Origin of the sequence: Natronococcus sp. A-GB7, from assembly GCF_029688865.1 — an archaeon.
Classification (GTDB): domain Archaea; phylum Halobacteriota; class Halobacteria; order Halobacteriales; family Natrialbaceae; genus Natronococcus.
In genome coordinates this window covers 1-18,498 of record NZ_JARUKV010000023.1, presented here as the reverse complement: position 1 = coordinate 18,498, position 18,498 = coordinate 1, and the positions used below count along the sequence as shown (strand labels likewise).

Below are 18,498 nucleotides of genomic sequence, written 5' to 3'. Positions count from 1 at the left end.
AGTGGCTAAATAAGTTTGGGTCGGTCCGTACGTCCGGACAGGCCGGTGGTCGGGAAGTGACTGCTCGCGATCTTCGGGAGTTCCTTCCTGTCTTCGAGTGAGACGCACGGGACGAGTCCGGTATTCATCAGAAATAGTCAACGAATGAGTATCTTGATTATGAGTGACACGATAGAAAGTACGCAGAGCAAGTGTATGAAAGAGTCCGACAGATCGGGTGCGTTCGACCACCTTTTTACGGCGACGGTGCAAGACCAGATCGGAAGCACGGGGTACGGTGACTGGCGGCTGGTATCAGCCTCTGACGCAGTGTCGCTGGGGTATGGATTCCCCTACCCGTCCTCGCTTCCGTCGGACGATCTCGTTACAGTCACTGAGGCCGTGCTCGCAGACGAAGGCGAGCACGTTCTTCAGTACGGCGGCGGCAGCTACACCGAGCAGCTCACGGATTTTCTCGTCGAACGCGCCCAAAGCAGCGACATCGACTGCGATCCATCGAACATATTGCTGACCAACGGGGGAACTCGCGCCATCGACGTCGTTTGTCGGGCGTTCCTCGAACCAAGCGATTCACTGATCGTAGAGGGGCCGACGTTCATGGGAGCGATCAGCGTCTTCAGAAACCACGGCGTAGAGATCGACAGCTTCGACGTCGATACCGACGGACTCGACGTTGATGCCGTCGCTGAGGAGTTGCGTACGCGCGAACGAGAAGGTCGCGAGATCCCGAAACTACTGTACACGATTCCGAACTTCCAGAACCCGACCGGAGTCACGCTCTCATTGGACCGCCGAAACCGACTGCTTGAATTGGCCGATGAATATGATTTCGTACTCATCGAAGACGATGCGTACGGTGATCTTCGATACACTGAGCACGAACTGCCGACGCTCAAAGCCCTCGATGACACGGGACGAGTCGTCCGCATCGGTACCTTCTCTAAGACGATCGCTCCGGGCGTCCGAACCGGTTGGATCATCGCGAACAACGAAATCGTCGAAGCGCTTCGCAAACTCAACGCCGGCGGAACGAACACGTTCACGCGGAGTCTCGTCGCTCACTACTGTACGACGGGAAAGCTAGACGAGCACATCGAGGAGTTACGAGACGTGTACGAGGAGCGACGCGATCGAATACTCCACGCCTTGGAAACGCACATGCCGCCGGCCGCCGAGTGGACCGAACCCGAGGGCGGATTCTTCGTCTGGGTCACGCTCCCGATACACATCGACACCGAGGAGATGCTGCACGACGCAGCTGAAAACGGCGTCACCTATCTACCTGGGTCGATGTTTTTCCCCACGGACGAGGGGAGCAACAGTTTGCGGCTCTCGTTCAGCTACGTCCCGCTCGACGAGCTCGAACGCGGGATAGCGGCACTCGGTCGAACGGTTCGAGAACGGCTATGAGACGATCGGTTCGATAAGCGCAGAAATCAGACTCGTTCTCGGCGCGAGCTGCCTCATCTTGTGTCCTCATACCTCGAATTGACGTTCTCCGCATGACCGAAGTCGTGGAATTTTTCTGTTTTCCGTGTAACCATGAGCCGACAGGGGTACAGCTCCGGGTACGGAGACCGCCGAATCCCTTCGCTACGACTCAGTTCCGCACCACTCCATCGCCGTCAGCGCGAGCGTCTGTGCGGTCTCGACCAGCGAGTCGACCTCGACGAACTCGTCTGCACCATGGCCGCCCTGACCACGCGGACCGACGGAAATTGCCGGAATGTCATAGTAAAGCTCGTAGAATCGTTCGTCGACACCGCCGAGTCCACCGACGTACGAGGTTTCGCCGCCGGTAACCTGTTCGGCGTGCTCCGTCGCGAGTTGGACGATCTGCTGATCGGTATCGACTTCGTGCGGATCGGCGTCCCAGCCGAACCACTCGATCTCCGGTTCGTGCTCGGCCAGCCAGGGATTATCCTCGGCAACACCCATGATGGCGTCGATCACTTCCTGGCGAACCTCTTCGCTCCGCTCGCCCGGCGGCCAGCCGATGCGGCCGGTCAACACCGCCTCACCGGGCACTTTCGATACCCAGTCGCCTGCCTCCGCGACGCTGACACTCAGGTTAGTCTCGCTTCCTTCGGCCTTCGGATCCTGCTCGACGGCGGGTTCGTACGAGATCCGTTCGCGTCGTTTCTGATCGAGTTCTTCAAGCGCGTGATAGACGTCCATCGCGTTCCCAATCGCGTTCACTCCGCGATACTTACGGGCGGTGTGGGCGGCCTTTCCGGGGACCGTCACCCGAAAATACGATACCCCTGCGCCCGCGATGCCGATGTTCGGGACGCCGAACGGCTCCGGTATAATCGCCGCATCGGGCTGGTAGCCGCGTTCGAGCGCGGAGAGTACGCCGCCGACGCCGCCAGCTTCCTCCTCGATCGTCGTCTGGAGCAACAGGTCGCCCTGAAGCTCGATGTCCAGTTCTTCGAGGACCTCGTACGCGTGGATGAACGCGGCGATGCCACCTTTCATGTCCATCGTCCCGCGACCGTACATCTTGCCGTCTTCGATCGTCGGATCCCACGGATCGTATGTCCAGTCAGACACCGGTTCGGGGGTTACGACGTCAATATGGCCGCTGAACACGAGGCTCGGCCCATCTCCAGTACCTGTCCGTTTACCAACGACGTTCGGGCGGCCATCGTAGCCGAACTCTTCGTACGTAACCGTCTCGAAGAAGCCGGAATGGTCTTTGAGATTGTCCACCGTCGGTTCCCAGGTGTCGATCTCTAGATCGTGTTCCTGAAGACGGTCGTAAACGAGCTGTTGGCCGGGTTGTTCCTGCCCCGAAACGGATTGCGCCGCGACAAGTTCTTCGAGCAGGTCCAGCATCCGACCCCGTTTTTGTTCGATATGGTCACACACCTCAGACTTCATGCTCCCATCAATCACGGTATCTGGTTTATATTTTATCCTACATGGGAGACAGGAGTTGACTGAGACGCAACGGATATCCGCGAGATAGACCGAAGACCAGTCAGCGATCGCGCCCGTGGCGCTTTGATCCCTCTTCACCGATACCTTTAGGTCGATGTCAACAGATATCAACGTTATGTCCGAAGCACAGCGCCGTGAGGTTATAGACCGGGTCGAAGAGACGCGTGACGAACTAATAGCGCTCGTCGAATCGCTCGTCGAACAGCCGACCCACGAGGGGAACGAAGCGGCCGGGCAGGAAGTCATCATCGACGAACTGGAAAGGATCGGACTCGAGACGGACGTCTGGGAACCGGACGTCTCGAAACTGGAAGACCACCCCGGCTACTTTGATACAAAAATCTACGAGGAGTATGGCTACGAAGGTCGGCCGAATGTCGCCGCCACCATCGAAGGATCGGGGGACGGACGCTCGCTCGGGTTCATGGGTCACATCGACGTCGTCTCCGTCGACGAGGACAAGTGGACCTATGATCCGTGGGTGGCGACGGTCGAAGACAATCGCATCTACGGCCGCGGGTCCTGTGACATGAAGGGCGGTCTCGCCGCCGGGATTCACGCGGCAAAGGTACTCGACGAACTCGGGATCGAACTCGCCGGTGATCTGATCCTCGAGTCGACGATCGATGAGGAAGCCGGTGGGACCGGTGGTGCGCTCTCCGCACTCGAGCGCGGCTATCAACCCGATGCGGCGATCATCACGGAGCCATACGGCGTTCCGGACATCGGCGTCGCCAGTGCGGGCGTGCTCTACTTCAGAGTGATCGTCCCGGGCAGAGCGGCCCACGCTGCACACGCGTTCAACGGAGTCAACGCGGCTTGGAAGGCGACACGGATCTTTGAAGCGCTCAGAGAACTCGAGGCCGAGCGCAAACAGCGCATCTCCTTCCAGCCTGCGGTCAACGAGCGACCGGAGGCGGAAGGGAGCGTGACCAACCTGAACGTCGGAATCTTTGATTCCGGTGATTGGCCGTCGACGGTTCCCTCCGAAGCGACGATGGAGTGTCGGCTTGGATGGCCGCCCGGTGAATCACGCGAAGAAGTGCGTGCGGAGATCGAAGAGACGATTCAGGGGGTCGTCGAGGAAGACGAGTGGCTCTCAGAGAACCCGCCCGAAATCGAGTGGTTCGGCTGGAGCGCGGAGGCTCACGAAGTTGACCGCGACGCGGAGATTACACAACTCGCCAGCGACAACGCAGAATCCGTCATCGGCGAGGAAGGAACGTGGGTCGGCGGATTGGCGGGATTGGACGAACGGTTCTACGTCAACTACTACAACATCCCGTGTCCGAGCGTCGGGCCCCGCGGAGAGAACATCCACGGCGCGGACGAGTTCGTCGAGGTCGACTCGCTGGTCGAGACCGCACAGACGCTCGCGCTGACGGCGATCGATTGGTGTGGCACCACGGAGTGAGTTACGGTCGACCAGGCCTCCGTCTCCGTGTATACCTCGCTGAACGGCACTCGCGCTGTCGGAGATCGATTTGCCGGTGAAAAGAGCGACACACGTCCTATCCAGCGGTAACTTCAGTCCAGATCTCGTCGTACCGATCAATGACGTCGTCAGAGCGGGGCCAGTTGTGATACATCCGGTCGAACTCCTCGTCGGTGATGACGAGGTCGTCGATGAAATCCTCAGCGTCGCCATGCTTCTCCCACTCGTCGTCCCACTTTTCGCGGATGGTGTCTCCGAGCGCGCCGTCGGTGAACTCGTCGTTTTCGAACGGCGGGCGATACACGGTCGTTTCGACGAACTTCTCCCAGCCGAGGTCAGTGAAGAGGTGGTCGATGTACATCGTCGCCGTGACCGGGTTCGGGGCGTTCCGCGGCAACAGGATCACGTCCGTTCCCCAGGTCGCGCCTTCTTCAGGGATAAACCAGTCGACGTCGCCGCCATGGTTGTACATCGCCCTGAACGCTCGTCCGTCGGTGTGGGTGCCGATCGCCGCGTCACCGCTCATTACGAGTTGCATCTGCGTCTCGTGTTCGTCGGCGTAGTTGAAGACGAGGTCGCGCTGCTGTTCGAGCACTTCTTGTATCTCGTCGAAGTCGTCCGGATCGTTCGGATCCTGCCCCGTGTACAGGGCGCCGGCAGTGCAGAGTATCCCGCCGTGGTGTGCCATCATCGAAATCTGATCCGCGTACTCCTCGTCCCAGAGGATGTCAAGCGACTCGGGCGGGTCCTCGACTTCATCGGTGTTGTACATCACGATCGGACTGATCACAACCGAGTGTGGCAGACCGTAGACGCCTCCAACGCCGTCATCACTCCAGAACATTTCCCGATGTGGGTCGAGATACTGATCAGCCACATCGACGTTCGGCATCTCGTCGATCGGAATCGGTTCGATCATATCCTCTTCCCGAGCGCGGTGAACCCACTCCGTGAAGGCCCCGATGTGATCGATGCCGTGATTCTCTTGATTCGCCTGAAGGGTGCTGAACCAATCTGTCGGCGTCGAGTACGCCTCCGTGCTGTAGTTGCTGAGATCGTACTCCTCGGCGAAATCCTCGGCTCCCCACTCATTCCACTCGACGTACCAGTTCCACGCGTTGAGGCCGTCTCCGTACTCGTCGGGCGGCCAGTTATCGAAATCGATCTCAACCGGTCTGACGTCCGTCCCGCCATCGTCTCCACCGAGACAACCGGCCAGACCCGCTATGCTAGCTGCACTCGCACCTTTGATGACGTCGCGTCGGTTAACCATCGTGTTATCACACCACAACTCATCACGGCACCTTATTTAAATATTCGGTCAGTATTAATATGAATTTCGACAGGAAGAGAAGCCTGCTGAGAGTACCTACGCCGATAGTCACCAGCCGAGACCGGACTGCAACCGGCGTTTCATCGCCCGGACCGGTGTGGACACAATCGGTTGAGCTGAACACAATCTTTTCACGGGTTGATCTGATTTCACGAGATGACTAAACAACTAAATAACAGTTACGCATTATTTGGGCTCATGGTCGTTGAGACTGTGATCGCTGGCGGACATCTCGTGACGGCCACTACCGTCCGCCAAACTAGTATTGCGATCGATAACGGGATCATCGTCTCTATCGGGAACGAAGAGGTACTTCCGGACGCACGCCGCCGGATAGATGCGACGGGCCAACTGATCATTCCCGGGGTAGTTGATCCACATGTTCACATTGACGAGGTGCCGGGAAATCGCGCGGGCACCTACGAGAGCGAAACCGCCGCTGCTGCGCTTGGCGGGGTGACGACGGTCCTCGACTTCGCTTGGCAAGGGACTGACCGAAGTATCGCGAACGAAAACAGCAACCTCTACGATGGCATCGAACACAAGAAGGCGAAAGCGGACCAAGCGTACGTCGATTACGGGCTTCACGGTGTCCTTCATCGCGATGATCCTGAGACGCTAGCGCAGATCGATACCGCGGTCGACGCTGGCGTCACGTCGTTCAAGCTGTTCATGTCGACTTATGACGTCGGGGTGAACGCGGGGTTCCTCGATCGTGCCTTCCGCCACATCGCTGACCGAAACGCCGTGGCGATCGTCCATACGGAAGAGCCGGCGGTCTGTACCGCGCAACTCGACCGCCTCCGGGAAGCGGGAAAAGGTGACGCCATTCACTACCCCGACTCGCGACCGGATTACGCCGAGGCCATGGGTGCGGCCGCTGCACTCCGACTAGCCGACGAAACTGGTGTCAAATACTACGGCGTTCACACCTCGTGTCGGAAAGCCGCCGAAGAAATCGAACGGTTCCGCCGCGACGGAAGCCGTATTCGGGCAGAGACGTGTACCCACTATACGGTGCTCGACGACTCGGTGTATGAGGAACAGGGAACGCTCCCTATAGTCGCGCCACCGATACGCACTGACGACGATCGGGAAGCGATGTTCGATTACCTCGAGAAAGGCACCCTGAGCGTGGTGTCCACCGACCACGTAGTCTACCACCGAGCGTTCAAAGAGGTAGAGAACTGGTGGAACAGCCCCTACGGTGCGAACAGTGTCCAGTGGAGCCTCCCCCTCTTCCATCAGGAGGCCGTGGTCGAACGCGGCTACTCCTATCCGTTTCTGGTTAGTGTGATGTGTACCAACCCGGCCGAAACCTTCGGACTGCCACAGAAGGGAACCCTCGAACCCGGTACCGACGCGGACATCGTCTTGTTCGATCCGAACGAGTCCCAGACGGTCACGTCGAGCAGAAACGCGTCAAACGCGACGTTCTCGATTTACGAGGGACGTGAGGTGACCGGAACGGTGACGACCACTCTCGTTCGCGGACGGGTGATCGTCGACGACGGTGAACTCGTTGGCAGTGCCGGCACCGGTTCGTTCGTCGATCGCGACCGACCGCAATGGGAGAAGCGGACGACGCAAACCGCCACGAGATAGCTTTCCGGTGGGACCATGTGAAGTATTATAACAAATCGGGAGAGAAAAGCGTGTGTGAAAGTTGACAAAGACAGGCTCCGAGAGAATATCCTGACCAACGGAACGCTCGGGAGCACGGAGAGGAGGGGCGGGAACGGACGCACGGTGCTGACCGGTTCAATGGCCGACGGACAGGCCCGTGAGTATCTCGTCGGGCAACTGCGATCGCTGGACCTCGACGTTCGTGTCGATCCGGTTGGGAACATCGCTGGTCGCTGGGAACCCGACGGTTGTCCGGAGGACGCGAACCCGGTCGCCGCCGGGAGCCACCTCGATTCGGTTCCGCAGGGCGGGCTATTCGACGGGCCGCTGGGAGTCTACGCCGCCGTCGAAGCGGTTCGGACGCTCCAAGAGAGCGACCTCACGCTCGAAAGGCCGATCGAAGTCGTCTCATTCACCGAAGAGGAGGGACAGCGGTTCAACCGTGGCTTGCTCGGATCGTCGGTTGCGGCCGGGGAACTCTCTGCGTCGGAAGCGCTCACCCTTGAGGACGATACCGGGACGACGCTTTCCGAGTATCTCGAGGACATCGGCTTTCGTGGCGAACAGCGAATCGATGCCGGCGAGTGGGATTCGTGGCTCGAACTCCACATCGAACAATCGACGATGCTTGAAGACACCGGCGTCTCTTCCGGAATCGTGACATCGGTCACTGGTATCACGAACTGCCGCGTCGAAATCAGCGGCGAAGCCGACCACGCCGGTAGTACCCGAATGGACGGTCGAACCGACTGTCTCGTCGCTGCGAGTGAGTTCATCCGTGACATTGAACGGATCGCGACTGAACTCGTCGCAACAAAGAGCGAGTTCGCGGTCGCGACGGTCGGCGAGGTAACGGTCACCCCAAACGCGCGCAATGTCGTTCCAGGGAGCGTAACGCTCAGTGTCGATATCCGCGACGTCGATTTGGATGTGATGGATGAAATCGTCGCACTCACCGATCAAAGTTTGGCGCGTCTGGAACGGGAGCGAGGTGTCGATACGGCACTAGATCGGTATCGGACCGTGGAGCCGGTGCCGATGAGCAAGCGGTGTCAACGAGCGCTCGCCGATGCGAGCAACCGGAACGGTATCGAGACGCGACGGCTGCCGTCCGGCGGCGGTCACGATACCATGCAGCTCGCATCAGTGACCGACGTTGGAATGCTGTTCGCCCCGTCGAAGGACGGAATCTCACACTCACCGCAGGAGTGGACCGCGTGGGAAGAGTGTACCCGGGCGACACAAATTCTCACTGGCGCGCTGGCCGACCTCGCCGGTGCGGTGCCGATCGAGTGAGCGACATCGCCGCGTTGCAGACCGGAGTGCAACGGTGATGGCCCTGCCTATGTGAATGGTCAGCAAATATCACCTATTGTGAAATATATAAATAGATGTTCCTCGTTTTCGGGGACTGATGTCAATTACACAAGCAGAAGTATGTGAACACATCGAGTCGAATCGCAGCGAACTGGTCGACTTTCTCTCGGAGTTAGTGGCTGCTCAATCGCTTCCCGGCGAGGAGCAACCGGCGCAGCGGGTGATGCGCGAGAAATTCGAAGAACTAGGGCTCGAAATCGACGCCTGGGAACCGGATATCGAGACGTTGCGAGAGCATCCGGCGTTCTTCGAGACGAACACGTACACCGAGTACGGGTACGAGGGGCGGGAGAACATCGCAGCAACCGACTTCAGCAACAGTGACGGACCGTCGCTGACATTCAGTGGGCACGTGGACGTCGTCTCGCCCGAGCCACTTTCCGACTGGTCGTACGAGCCGTGGAAGGGAACCGTCGAGGACGGGCGGATCTACGGCCGCGGCACGTACGATATGAAAGGCGGCGTCGCCGCGATGGCAATGGCTTACCAGGCCCTCACAGAACTAGGCGTCGAGCTCGATGGCGATCTGACGCTCCAGACGACGATCGAGGAGGAAGCCGGCGGCGTCGGCGGCGTACTCTCCGCGCTCGAACGCGGCTACCAGCCCGATGCGGCGGTCATCACCGAGCCGTCCGGCGTCCCGACGCTCGGTGTCGCGAGCGCCGGTGTTCGATACTTCCGGGTGCGGGTCCCAGGGGCGGCAGCGCACACGGCTTTCCAATTCCGCGGCGTCGACGCCGTCGGAAAGGCGTTCAAGATCTACCAGCGACTGATGGACCTGTACGAGGAGCGAAACGAGCGTATTGAGGACTACGGCCCCGCCATCAACCAGTATCCGGACGCTGAAGGCAGTACGACGAACCTCAGCCTGACAAACATCGAAGTCCCAGGATCGTGGACGTCGACCGTCCCAGGGGAAGCGGTGATGGAGTACCGGATCGGCTGGCCGCCGAGCGCAGAGCAGACACGCGAGGACATCAGAGAGGAGGTCGAAGCGGCAATCTCCGAGGTCGTCGACGAAGACGAGTGGCTCGCGGAGAACCCGCCCGAAATCGAGTGGTTCGGCTGGAACACGAACCCACATGAGGTCGATTTCGAGAGCGACTTCTTCGAACTCGTCTGCGAGAAAACCAGGCAAACGACCGACGGCGACGTCGACTACCGCGGCGGACTCGCCGGGAACGACGAGCGGTTCTACAATCGGTATTACGACATCCCGTGTCCGAGCGTCGGGCCGCGCGGGGAGAACGCCCACGCTGCGGACGAATTCGCCGAAATCGACTCCCTCGTCGAAACGGCTCAGATCCTCGCGCTGACGGCGATGGACTGGTGTGGTGTTCGCGAAGACTGACTGTCGCACCGGTCCGGTTCGGACGCTTACGTGCACGCAAGCGACGCGAACTCCGCGAGCGGGCCGCTGATCGGATCGGCGCCGACCACCCTTCCTCTTCGGCCGAGAACGATTGGCCGTGTTTTCCTGAAAACTCGGTTCGCGAACCGTCTTCGTATACAGCGCTCCCAACGGTTTGTGGTGTCTAGCGGTGGAGACACCACGCTGATGAACTCGTTCACTACGCGTCGATTCCGTGAACAGTGTTCTCTCCCCAAACACTTATACAGTATTTCAACCACGTAACGACGTAACGCACTCAACAGCGTTAGAGGAGAAACGATGGCAGAATACGACATTATCATCCGCAACGCGTACAGTAACGAACACGACCGGACACTCGCCATCGGGATCGCAGACGGAACGATCGCTACGCTCGAAAAGGAGATCGATGCGGGTGCTGACACCGAAATCGATGCCGAAGAGAACCTCGTCGGACCAGGATTCGTCGACAGCCACATGCACATCGACAAGTCGTTCGCCGCGTGTGGCGAACGGCGGCCGAAAGGGAACGAATCATCGTTCGACTTCGCCGAGATCATGGCTCGCGAAGAGGAGTACTTCGCCGACGCATCCGTCGAAGAGATAACGCAACGTGCGTTACAGAACATCGAAATGGCAGTCGCCGCGGGAACCACCTATATTCGTAGTCACGTCACCGTGAATCACGAGACGTTCGGGCTACAGAATATGGAGGCAGTAACTGCGGCACGAGACGAGGCGAGTCACCTCGCGGACATCCAACTCGTCCCCGCGGCGAGACACGTTCCTGACGAGGCAGGAAAACGGATCCTCAGCGACGCGATCGAACTCGGGAAGCACAGCGGATCGATCAATGAGCCGGTACTCGTCGGCGGGAGCGATCCGGCGGGAAGCAACAAGAACATCGAAGGAACCATCGAAGCGTGGTTCGACATCGCGAGTGAGCACGATGTCGGACTGGACGTGCACATCCAAGACGGCGGAACGCTCGGCGGCTATACCCTCGAACGCCTCCTTGAGTACACCGAGAAGAACGGGTACGACGGCAGGGTGACCGCGAGTCACTGCTTCTGTCTCTCCCACCTCCCGGAGTGGCAGATAGACGGATTGATCGACGAGTTCAATGCACGAGAGACGAGCGTCGTCTCCTGCTATCAGAGTACCAGGCCGTCAATGCCAGTCCGCGAACTCCTGGAAAGCGGTGTTACCCTCGCTCACGGGACTGACAACGACCGGGATTTCGTCTTCCCGCACGGTAACGCCGACTCGCTGGAGGGTGCACTTGTCGAGTCGACCAAACTCCACGGCGATCGGACGTTCGTCGACGACTACCGGTGGTTCGACACAAACGAGGGACTCGGCTGGCTCTGGAGTATGATTACCGAACAGGGAGCGACGGCACTCGATATCGAAAAACAGTACGGCCTCAAAGAAGGGAACCCCGCTAATCTCGTGGTATTTGACGAGCCGTCGCCCCAGTGGGCCATCATTTCGCAAGCGACTCGCCGATACGTCATCAAGGATGGTACAGTCGTCGCTCGGGACGGCGAACTCCTGCCAGAGCACAAAGTAACCGAGTGACGCCAGCATATCAAGGGACCACCTCCCTTGTGATCCATACCGCGTTCTGGACTCGGTGATAACAAAGAAAGATATAGACGTGCCTGCAGCGGTGTTCTAGGTGAATTGCGGTCTAATTTCCTCGGTAGGAAACTCTGATTATCTTATGAGATTCATTCTGCCGGGTATCCGTATATCCTGAGCGGTTAGTGGATTTCGAATATACGGAAAAATGTATGAGAATAGATTACTACTGAGAGGTGAATACAGGTCGGCAACTAGTGAATATTTACATCAGTACTTCAGTAAAGCGATGCTTATGTTTATAAATTTTCACCAGTGAAAAGTAGTGTATCGATAAGTGAATTAAAAACGGAGGGTTTTAGCTCTCATACAATATTAATTCCTTTATTTGGGACTGGACTGTTGTAAATACCTGAAGTTTAGCTCAAGTTCATTACTTATACCGAGGAGTAAATCAGGAAGCTCGTCCGTGAACCAGTCACCTTTCATTCGGTGTGTCGGTCCAGACACGCTCAGTGATCCGAGTGCTCTGTCCCTGGAGTCCATAATGGGGACGGAGACGGCCTTCAACCCGTCAACGTTCTCCTGATTGTTGACGCTGTATCCCCGGGTTTGAATTCGGTCTATCTCCTCAAAGAGTTCATCTCGGCTGGTAATTGATTGGGGCGTCAGTTCCGGAAGTCCGTACTCGTCAATAAGATTGTCAACCTCCGCCGTTGACCACGTCGAGAGAATTGCTTTCCCGGCGGCGGTAGTGTGAACTGGGTCAGACTTTCCCAGTTTCGTATTGATCTGGACGCCGTTCTCACCAATGCTCTGAAGAACGTAGATTGTCTGTCCGTGTTCTTCAATTATGAACTGGACGAGTTCACCCGTTTCCTGTGCGAGCTGTTGTACTTTCTCATCAATCAAGCTGTATCTCGGGTCACGTGTACGTACGTGTGTTGCAAATCGAAGAAACTGGTGGGAGAGCGTGTATTGGTTATCATCTCGGACTAAGTAGCCCATCGATTCGAGCGTCTTCAGGTAGCGGTGGGTGGTGCTTCGTGCCAAACCGACTTCGGCTGCGATGTCTGTCAACCGTAGGTTATGGTGCTCCTCTACTGTTTCGAGTATGTGGAACGCCCTCTCAACCCCTTTTACTGGGTTTTTCGCCCGAGTGTGAGTCGTCATTACGTATCTCATATCTATTCCGGACCTCATTATTGTTTCGGATAGTCGAAAGCCATAGTCGACCGAGAGAACAAACAATAAAAAAGTGGCATCCCGGGGCTGACCGACCAATGAATGAGGTTCTGTTTCAGATCAAATGTTCGGGAGAGAAAATGGTATGAGCGCACACTCGTCCAGGAAAATTTTAAGTGAGTAGTCGAAGATGGTTCCGATGAATGTCACCATGATAAACAGGCGTAATGTCCTTAAATCCGCCGGAGCGATCGGGATAGGTAGTCTCGCAGGCTGTCTCGGAGGAGACAGCAACAGTGAGTACGTCCGGCCGGTTGAAATTGAGGATTGGCCGCCGGAATCGTACACCGACGAGCTCAATACCTGGAATTGGTATGCTGAATGGAATGAGTGGGGGACCGAAACGTTCGCCGAAGAACACGATCTCGATAGTTTCTCGACCGAAACGTATGCAGCACCAGGTGACTGGTTCACCAATCTTCAGTCAAATCCGGAAAACCATGGTATCGATCAGATAGGTGCCTTCACAGAGTGGCAGTATCGGGCCGTCGAAGAGGATTTGCTGGAGCCGATCCCGATCGAGATGATGCCCAACGTGGAGATTCCCGATCAATATCTTGATGCCCATCAAGAGCAGTTCTGGAGCGACGAGGGGGTAGGCGGTCTCTACGGTGTTCCCCACTCGGTCGTGATCAGTCCGATCGTGATGTACAACACGCAAGAACTTCAAGACCCACCCGAATCGATCGACATCCTCTGGGATGAAGAGTTCGCTAACGAGATATCGATGATCGCTCATCAGCCTGCGATCCTGTGTGAGGCGGGCGCCTTATACACGGGACAGGATCCGAACGATCCCGACGACTTCGAGGAAATCAGAGAAGTGCTCGAACAGCAGCGCGACCTCGTCTTCACCTACGCCGATGATCATCAGACGCAGATGCAACTCTTGATGAGCGGTGATGCGACAGTCGGCACACATATGGACGGACGAGCGTTCAGGGCGATGTACAACCAGGGTGGCGATGTCGACTGGTTTATTCCTGAAGAAGGTGCAACGTGGGGGACTGACACGATTATTATTCCTAAGAACGCCCCGAACCCAGTTACGAGCACTATGTACCTGAATTTCCTCTTCAGCGACGAGGGGATGGAACGAATGATCGAGACATCTCTGTATCGCCCGCCAGTGGACAACGAAGAGTTTACTGATGGTGAACTCGGCGATATCATCCGTGAGAAGTGGGATGACGAGTGGGAGAAGTACGGCGAGGCGGAGGACTTCATTAACGATCTGGTTCTCTCTGAAGAGACACTGGACAACCTGTTCCATAACTGGCCCCGATCGAGCGATGTCATCGAACGCTACGACGAAATCTGGACCGCGGTTACCGCTGGATAAACATTAAGACCTACGACAGCAAATAGCAAGGAGAAATACCATGTCAATCGTATCAATTCAAGACTTGAGGAAGGAGTTTGGTAACGTTACTGCCGTTGAGGGTGCAAATTTCGACATCGAAGAGGGGGAGTTCGTTTCCGTACTAGGGCCGAGCGGGTCCGGGAAGTCGACAATTCTGCGAATGATCGCCGGATTCGAATCACCGACAAGTGGGTCGATCGAAATTCTCGGCAAGGAGGTGGTCGGAATGGCGCCGTTCGAGCGGGAAGTTAACATGGTGTTTCAGGATCTGGCGTTGTTCCCACACCTCACCGTCGCCGAGAACATCAAGTACGGACTCCAACAAAAGGGGGTTTCGAAAGACGAACAACAACGCCGTGCCACGGAGATGCTTGAAATAGTCGACCTCGCAGGCTACGGCAATCGAGACATCGATCAGCTGAGCGGCGGCGAACAACAACGTGTTGCACTGGCGAGAGCGCTGGTTAACGAACCGAGTGTCGTACTGTTTGACGAGCCGCTCGCCTCTCTCGACCGTAAACTCCGCCAGCGGATGCAGTTCGAACTTCAGCAGATACAGGAGGAAACCGGGATTACGTTTCTGTACGTGACTCATGACCAGGAAGTAGCGATGTCTGTTTCCGACCGTATGGTTGTCTTGAACGAGGGGAAGATCGAGCAAATCGGCACGCCAGAAGAGATCTACCGTGATCCAGAGTCGCAGTTCGTCGCACAATTTATTGGGGACCTGAATTCGGTGTACTCTAAGGTCGTCGAAGCGAACGATGATACAGTTGAAGTACAAACGAACGGAACTTTAGTCCGGGTACCGGTAATGGAAACCACAACCCCAGCCCTCAACGCTGAGGCGGTCGACATCGGCGTCCGACCGCAGAACGTTACCCTCCAACAAACGTCCTCGAATGGAGATGGAACAGCATTCGAGATCGGTGGAACGGTGATAAATCGGATGTACCGTGGGGACAACATCGCGTACATAGTCGACACGGAAGATGAGGAGTTCTTGGTAATCGAACAACAGGATACGAGGACTGAATTCGAGATCGGTGAAGACGTCTACGTGCAGTGGAAGACGGATGACTGTCTTGTGTTCCCTAGCAAGGAGGTAGCATAAAATGGCGACGAAAACGGAGACGTCCAAATTCAATGAGTACTCACAGTCAGTTCTCGATTACATTCGTGATCGACCGCGGCTGCAAGTGCTGTTGCTGGCAGGGCCGACAGCTGGACTCCTGGTGGCGTTCTTCATCGTCCCAGTACTCATCATGGTCTGGTATGCGTTTCTCACCGGACTGCCTCCGGCCGACTACACGATGGAAAACTTCAGCCGGATCTTTGATCCGCTCTACTTAGGGATTATCGGGGATACATTCCTAATCACCGTTGCAACGACCATCTTCACCGTGACGCTTGGCTACACGCTCGCGTACAGTATGGTCCGGTTCTCCAGAAAGACGACGCTACTTCTGTTGCTCGTCATTCTGCCGTTTTGGACTAACTACATTGTGCGGATGTACGCTTGGATCAACATCCTGCAAGCGGATGGAGTTCTCAACTGGCTACTAAACACCGGCGGTGTTGTCGAGGGGTCCCAACGGTTCATGTTCTCACATGAGGCGGTCCTCGTCGGGCTAATATATGTCTGGCTTCCGTTAGCCGTCCTACCGTTTTACGCGTCGATAAAGACGATGGACGAAGACCTCATCGAAGCGGCGAAGGACCTCGGTGCTGGCCCGCTGAAGACGTTCTTCACTGTCACATTGCCAATGACGAAGAACGGAATCTACGCTGGCCTGATTCTCGTTGCCGTCCCGGCCTTTGGTGCGTTCGTTACGCCAGCACTATTGGGTGGAACGGGGTCAGTAATGATTGGCATGGTGATCGATAATCAGTTCAACCAAGCTTTCAACTGGAACTTCGGAGCGGCACTCGGCGTATTCCTCACGCTCGCCGTGGTCGCGTCGTTGCTCTTGGCCGTGCTCGCCGGCGTCGAAGACAAGATTCTGAAACGTCCTGATACCGGAGGTGAAAACTAATGAACGTCAACACCATTATCCGTCCACTCGAACGGTTCCTTGAGGACCATGGGAAGCAGGTTGGATTACTCGTGCTGATCCCTCTTTTCCTGTTTCTGTGGCTCCCGATTATCGTCGTCGCATTAATGTCATTTTCCGATAGCGTTCTTACCTTCCCACCCGAAAATCTCACGCTAGAGTTCTATCATATATTCGTGGAGAACAGTCAAGCGAGATCCGCAATCTTCACTTCGCTCCAAGTGAGTGCCGTTGCGACACCGATCGCTGTCGCTCTTGCGATAATGTACTCGTATGCGTTCGCCAAGTACGACTTCCCGGGAAAGGGAGTTATAACCGTTCTCATTGCGCTTCCACTAATTGTGCCACTGATCGTTGTCGGTATTGCATTGACGCTGCTATTTGGTATGCTCGGCGGGTCCGGTTCGTACTGGGAGGTTGTTATTGCACATATTGTTCGTATTCTCCCGTTTGCAGCGCTCATTATCCTTCCATCGTTTCTCTCATTCGATACGACGCTAGAAGAAGCATCAAAGGACCTCGGGGCAAACTCAATTACGACGTTTCGACGGGTGACGTTGCCCAATATTCTCCCGGGTGTCGTCGCTGGGGGACTACTCGCATTTACGATCTCGTTCAATGAGTTTGTCTACACGTATTTCGTCCGTGGCACTGGCATGGAGACACTCCCAGTGTACCTTTGGGGCCGTATCGAACACACGATGACCCCTGAAATCAATGTCATCAGTATCGTGTTCTTAGCGGTTGCAGTGCTGATGGTTGCACTGGCAGTGATAATTACCGACGTTGAACGGATCACAATTCGCTAATATTGTTATCGGTTTTCATGGATGGGGCTGAGGTTACTTAGTTTGCTATCGGCTCACTCGTGAAATCCTTTTTACGCCCAAAAATTTAAGGGGGAAAGCGACAAACGTGTGGTTAGTTATACAATGACAAGTCGACGGAACATACTGAAAGGTGCTGGAGCGGCCGGTTTAGCAAGCTTGGCTGGATGTCTGGGCGGGGAGGAGGAAGAGTACACAAGACCAGTCGAAATCGATTTCGATGACTGGCCTCCGGAGGAGTACGAAGACGGACTCCACGCCTGGAACTGGTATGGGGAATGGAACGAATGGGGAGCAGAAGCTTTCGCTGAAGAGTACGATATCAGCAGTTACGAAACGGAGGTATACGCAACACCGTCAGACTGGTTCACGAACGTCCAATCGAACCCGGACAATCACGGGATTGATCACGTCGGGCTGAACACCGAGTGGATTCATCGGGCGAACGAAGAAGATGCCCTTGAACCGATTCCAGTTGACGAGTTGCCGAACGTGGATGTAGCTGACCAGTATATTGATCTGCACCGGGATCTGTTCTGGAGCGACGATGGAGTGGGAGGTGTATATGGCATTCCTCATGCCATTGTACTCGGTCCGGTTGTCCTGTACAACACCAACGAAATCGAAGATCCGCCGGAGTCGATTGACATCCTCTGGGATGAAGAGTTCGCCGACGAAATTTCGATGATGGCGCACCTCAGTGGCTTCCTCTGTGAAGTCGGTGCGCTCTACACCGGACAAGATCCGAACGACCCCGACGACTTCGAGGAAATTAGAGAAGTGCTCGAACAGCAGCGCGACCTCGTCTTCAACTACGCCGACGAACACGAGACACAGATGCAGTTGCTCATGAGTGGCGATGCTGCTCTCGGAACCCATACGGACGGTCGGGCATTCAGAGCGATGTACAATCACGGCGCGGACGTTGACTGGTTCATTCCGGAGGAAGGAACGCTTGTAAGTCCAAACGAAGTCGCAATTCCGACGGGCGGACCGCATCCGGTTACAAGCACGATGTACACGGACTTTCTGTTTTCAGACGAAGGAATGGAGAAACTTGTCGAAACAACCGTGTATCGTCCGCCAATGGAGAATGAGGCGTTTACTGACGGCGAGTTTGGAGACACCATTCGTGAAAAGTGGGACGACGAGTGGGAGAAAGAAGGCGATGCTGAGGATTTCATCGACGACCTCGTCATCACCGAAGACGAACTCGACCGGTCGTACCATAGCTGGCCGCGTTCAGACGACGTCATCGAGCGATATGACGAGATCTGGACAGATATCACGGCAGGATAACGCTGTATTATATTATACCTGTGTCTGCTATAAATGAATG

14 protein-coding genes are annotated in these 18,498 nt (G+C 56.4%); 11 read left to right on the top strand and 3 right to left on the bottom strand.

Going from position 1 to position 18,498, the window contains the following annotated elements; genetic code table 11:
* Window positions 1-246: 246 nt before the first annotated feature.
* On the top strand, window positions 247-1,410 hold the full coding sequence (locus QA609_RS18305) for a PLP-dependent aminotransferase family protein (RefSeq protein WP_278304062.1): 1,164 nt from the start codon (window positions 247-249) through the stop codon (window positions 1,408-1,410).
* A gap of 183 nt (window positions 1,411-1,593) precedes the next feature.
* On the opposite strand, the gene QA609_RS18300 is transcribed toward QA609_RS18305, so the two are convergent.
* Window positions 1,594-2,883 (bottom strand): ArgE/DapE family deacylase, encoded by a 1,290-nt coding sequence (locus QA609_RS18300; protein WP_278304121.1) that lies wholly within the window; start codon window positions 2,881-2,883, stop codon window positions 1,594-1,596.
* 175 nt (window positions 2,884-3,058) lie between these two features.
* Between QA609_RS18300 and QA609_RS18295 the strand changes: the two genes are divergently transcribed.
* A complete protein-coding gene (locus tag QA609_RS18295) occupies window positions 3,059-4,357 on the top strand; it encodes an ArgE/DapE family deacylase (RefSeq protein WP_278304061.1) in 1,299 nt (432 codons plus the stop codon).
* A 97-nt stretch (window positions 4,358-4,454) separates the two neighbouring features.
* Here the strand turns inward: QA609_RS18295 and QA609_RS18290 are convergent, their stop codons facing one another.
* Complete coding sequence (locus tag QA609_RS18290; protein ID WP_278304059.1) at window positions 4,455-5,651, bottom strand: PotD/PotF family extracellular solute-binding protein; 1,197 nt, start codon at window positions 5,649-5,651, stop codon at window positions 4,455-4,457.
* A gap of 258 nt (window positions 5,652-5,909) precedes the next feature.
* Between QA609_RS18290 and QA609_RS18285 the strand changes: the two genes are divergently transcribed.
* From QA609_RS18285 to QA609_RS18270, 4 genes are all read left to right on the top strand, one after another.
* Complete coding sequence (locus QA609_RS18285; protein ID WP_278304058.1) at window positions 5,910-7,316, top strand: amidohydrolase family protein; 1,407 nt, start codon at window positions 5,910-5,912, stop codon at window positions 7,314-7,316.
* A 54-nt stretch (window positions 7,317-7,370) separates the two neighbouring features.
* A complete protein-coding gene (locus QA609_RS18280; protein ID WP_278304057.1) occupies window positions 7,371-8,633 on the top strand; it encodes a Zn-dependent hydrolase in 1,263 nt (420 codons plus the stop codon).
* A 118-nt stretch (window positions 8,634-8,751) separates the two neighbouring features.
* Complete coding sequence (locus tag QA609_RS18275; RefSeq protein ID WP_278304056.1) at window positions 8,752-10,065, top strand: ArgE/DapE family deacylase; 1,314 nt, start codon at window positions 8,752-8,754, stop codon at window positions 10,063-10,065.
* 321 nt (window positions 10,066-10,386) lie between these two features.
* A complete protein-coding gene (locus QA609_RS18270) occupies window positions 10,387-11,667 on the top strand; it encodes an amidohydrolase family protein (RefSeq protein WP_278304055.1) in 1,281 nt (426 codons plus the stop codon).
* 387 nt (window positions 11,668-12,054) lie between these two features.
* Here the strand turns inward: QA609_RS18270 and QA609_RS18265 are convergent, their stop codons facing one another.
* Entirely contained in the window at window positions 12,055-12,843 is a 789-nt protein-coding gene (locus QA609_RS18265; RefSeq protein WP_278304054.1) for an IclR family transcriptional regulator, read from the bottom strand.
* Window positions 12,844-13,066: 223 nt separating this feature from the next.
* On the opposite strand from QA609_RS18265, the gene QA609_RS18260 reads away from it, so the two are divergent.
* The 5 genes from QA609_RS18260 (at window position 13,067) to QA609_RS18240 (ending at window position 18,458) form a co-directional block, all read left to right on the top strand.
* On the top strand, window positions 13,067-14,257 hold the full coding sequence (locus QA609_RS18260; RefSeq protein ID WP_278304120.1) for an extracellular solute-binding protein: 1,191 nt from the start codon (window positions 13,067-13,069) through the stop codon (window positions 14,255-14,257).
* A 40-nt stretch (window positions 14,258-14,297) separates the two neighbouring features.
* Window positions 14,298-15,392, top strand: coding sequence for an ABC transporter ATP-binding protein (locus tag QA609_RS18255; RefSeq protein ID WP_278304053.1), 1,095 nt, complete (start codon window positions 14,298-14,300; stop codon window positions 15,390-15,392).
* Between the two features lies 1 nt (window position 15,393).
* Entirely contained in the window at window positions 15,394-16,314 is a 921-nt protein-coding gene (locus tag QA609_RS18250; protein WP_278304052.1) for an ABC transporter permease, read from the top strand.
* The gene (locus tag QA609_RS18245; protein WP_278304051.1) at window positions 16,314-17,141 is read left to right on the top strand and encodes an ABC transporter permease; all 828 of its coding nucleotides are present in this window, start codon (window positions 16,314-16,316) and stop codon (window positions 17,139-17,141) included. Before QA609_RS18250 ends, QA609_RS18245 begins: the two co-directional genes overlap by 1 nt.
* A gap of 123 nt (window positions 17,142-17,264) precedes the next feature.
* Window positions 17,265-18,458, top strand: coding sequence for a PotD/PotF family extracellular solute-binding protein (locus QA609_RS18240; protein WP_278304050.1), 1,194 nt, complete (start codon window positions 17,265-17,267; stop codon window positions 18,456-18,458).
* The last annotated feature ends 40 nt before the right edge of the window (window positions 18,459-18,498 follow it).